The organism is Ruoffia sp. FAM 26255, from assembly GCF_045528525.1.
GTDB lineage: Bacteria > Bacillota > Bacilli > Lactobacillales > Aerococcaceae > Ruoffia > Ruoffia tabacinasalis.
The window spans coordinates 1-2815 of record NZ_JBGQQX010000105.1 but is presented as its reverse complement, the minus strand read 5'-3'; the positions used below and the strand labels follow the sequence as shown (position 1 = coordinate 2815).

The window sequence follows — 2815 nt, the reverse complement described above, 5'->3', positions numbered from 1 at the left end:
GTTCATCCGTGGTAAGATGGGTGTAGGTCATTTGTGGTCACTCCTTTGTATTCTTTGGTCGGAATTACAAGTTGAGTGTACCACAAATGGCTGTTTTAGTTGTCTAGCTTAATTTTACAATTGGCGATTATTAGAAGTCTTATATTTCCGTTCTATAGTATCGAAGGAGCTTCAATGGATTATACATTAGAACATGGAGAGAAGGTAATTGGAACAAATTATTTTGAAATCGATCGATTTGATATAGTCATTATGGATGTTCCAGAATTAGATAAGTACTATATTAAAAGAATTATTGGATTACCAGGTGATCGTATTGAATACAAAAATGATGAACTTTATATAAACAATGAGTTGGTAACAGAGCCATATTTAGAAACTAAAAAAGAAGAATGGTTGCAGTTTACAGAAGATCTTATTATTGAAAAAGTACCTGATGATGAATATTTTGTCCTAGGTGATAATCGGCGAAATTCAAAAGATAGTAGAGATATGGGAACTATACCTAAAGAAAATATTTTATCAGAAGCATTACTTATTTATTGGCCATTAAATAAAGTAAATTTAATTTAGATTAGAATTTGAATTTTACCAAGTTCTAATCTTTTTGTATGTTAAGATTAAGAACATAAAGGGTTTATGAAAAATTGATTTAGAAAAAAACATACTATTATAAATTGCGAAGCGTTGATTTAATAATGTATAAAGGAAGATAATATTGAATAGAAAAATTTTAAATTCATTTGTATGGAAATTACTAGAGAGAGGTGGAGCTCAGGCTGTACAAGTATCCATGCAACTCATTTTAGCTAGATTACTTGGTCCTGAAATTCTAGGAAGAATGGCTATAATATTAGTATTCACTAATATTTTTTTAGTTTTCATAGAAGGTGGATTCAATACTGCACTAATCCAGAAGAAGAAAGTGGATGCATTAGATTATTCAACAGTTCTAGTATTCAGTGTATTGGTGTCGATATTTTTTTATCTATTATTATATGTATTGGCTCCCATTATAGGAAACTTTTACAATGATAATGAACTCAGTACAATCATTCGAATTTTAGGCGTTGTATTGTTTCCACTAGGTTACAATTCAATCCAAATTGCTTATATATCTAGAAATCAGAATTTCAAACCACTTTTCTTATCAAGCTCGATGTCCTTGTTTATTTCTGGTGGTGTTGCTGTTGTATTAGCACTAAATGGTTTTGGTATATGGGTTTTAGTGATACAGCAAATTATAAGTAGTTATTTAAACCCGATATTATTAAATCGTATCATTAAATTTAAAGTGAATCTTAAATTCTCACTGAATCGCCTTAGGAGTATGTTTAAATTTGGGATTGGTATATTGGCAGGTAACTTAATCTACAGTCTTTATTTGGATTTGAGAAAATTATTAATTGGAAAAGTATATAGTACCGAAGATTTAGGTTTTTATCAAAGAGGTGAGCTAATACCAAAATCAGTCGTCACAAACTTTGATAAAGTTTTACAAAGTATTATTTTTCCAACGCTATCTTCATTACAAGATGAACACAGCAAAATGAAGCATATAATAAAAAAGACGATGGAAGTCTCAGCTTTTATTATTTATCCCATAGGTATTGGTTTCTTTATAGTCTCTGAGCCGTTAATCATTGTTATATTAACGGACGAATGGCTGGAGGCGGTACCGTATTTGAGGGTATTTGCGATAACGTATTCTTTATGGCCCTTACTTTCATTAAATTTACAGTCAATTAAGGCACTTGGTAAAAGCGATTTAATTGTAAAAATGGAATTTACTAAAAGGGTCGTTGGTTTATTACTGATTATTATTACTCTCCCATATGGGCCTTATTATATCGCTTTAGGAACTTTGATAGAGAGAATTATTGAATTATTTATCAATGCGTATCCCAATAGGAAATTGATTAATTTTACACTCTCTGAGCAGTTTATGGTAACATTACCCTCATTAACTTCAGCTATTGTGATGTTAATCATCGTTTACCCAATAAATTTTTTAACGATCAGTATGTACTATAAGTTAATCTTAGAAATTTCATTAGGCATCATTGTATACTTACTTGCCTCAACGCAAATAAATAAAAATTTGTTGAAATATTTTATCAAAGTGCTTAAACAAAAATGAGTATTTGTTTAATGGTTGATGATAGGAAATTGAGTTAGAATTGTAGGTAATAAGTAACCCATCAGTTGCGAGAAGTTATTCGTGAAAAAATTGGATAACTATATTATTTATAATATGATGTTAAAGCGTTTTAACAATGGAATGGCTCTATTGATTAGTGGGAGGGTGGTCATCGCTAATAAGAGAGGCTTATTATTTCCTACCGTATCTAATTGAGGAAGAAGGGCACTGTAGATGAGTGGCATGCTTTCTAGCAGCAGTGGATATCATAACCACATCGATCGATTAGATATCGCCTGTAATAAACGTTTATATCAATGCTAATATAGGTAATGATTTTAGTAAAATAGAATGGAGGACATCATGAATCGAATGACATGGATTGGTTTGATATTATTGACCGCTGCACTTTTAATAGGACGTTTTTACCTATTTTGAATACCTGGATAACTGATATCTTATTAGTGTAAAGGGCAATTATAAAATGTCAAGGAGGGATAACGATAAGTATATCCTGTATATCTTCAAACATTTTTAGTTTTATATTTTTTCATTTGTCAAATTAAGCTAGAAATAATCTAACCCTGATACATTCTCAAGAAAGACTTCCAACGGAGTCTTATAGTTTAAAGATTTTCTAGGAATTTTATTCCTTCGGGTTGTAACAGAAGAAAT

The 2815-nt window shown here is 30.5% G+C and carries 2 protein-coding genes and 1 pseudogene; 2 read left to right on the top strand and 1 reads right to left on the bottom strand.

Going from position 1 to position 2815, the window contains the following annotated elements; all coding sequences use genetic code 11:
• Positions 1-99 precede the first annotated feature (99 nt).
• Entirely contained in the window at positions 100-573 is a 474-nt protein-coding gene (lepB, locus tag ACEN31_RS11355; protein ID WP_407109465.1) for a signal peptidase I, read from the top strand.
• A 145-nt stretch (positions 574-718) separates the two neighbouring features.
• Positions 719-2140 carry a lipopolysaccharide biosynthesis protein gene (locus ACEN31_RS11350; RefSeq protein ID WP_407109464.1) on the top strand — a complete coding sequence of 474 codons (1422 nt, stop codon included), beginning with the start codon at positions 719-721 and terminating at the stop codon, positions 2138-2140.
• Positions 2141-2707: 567 nt separating this feature from the next.
• Here the strand turns inward: ACEN31_RS11350 and ACEN31_RS11345 are convergent.
• Positions 2708-2815: pseudogene (locus ACEN31_RS11345) on the bottom strand (IS30 family transposase); the annotation flags it as partial.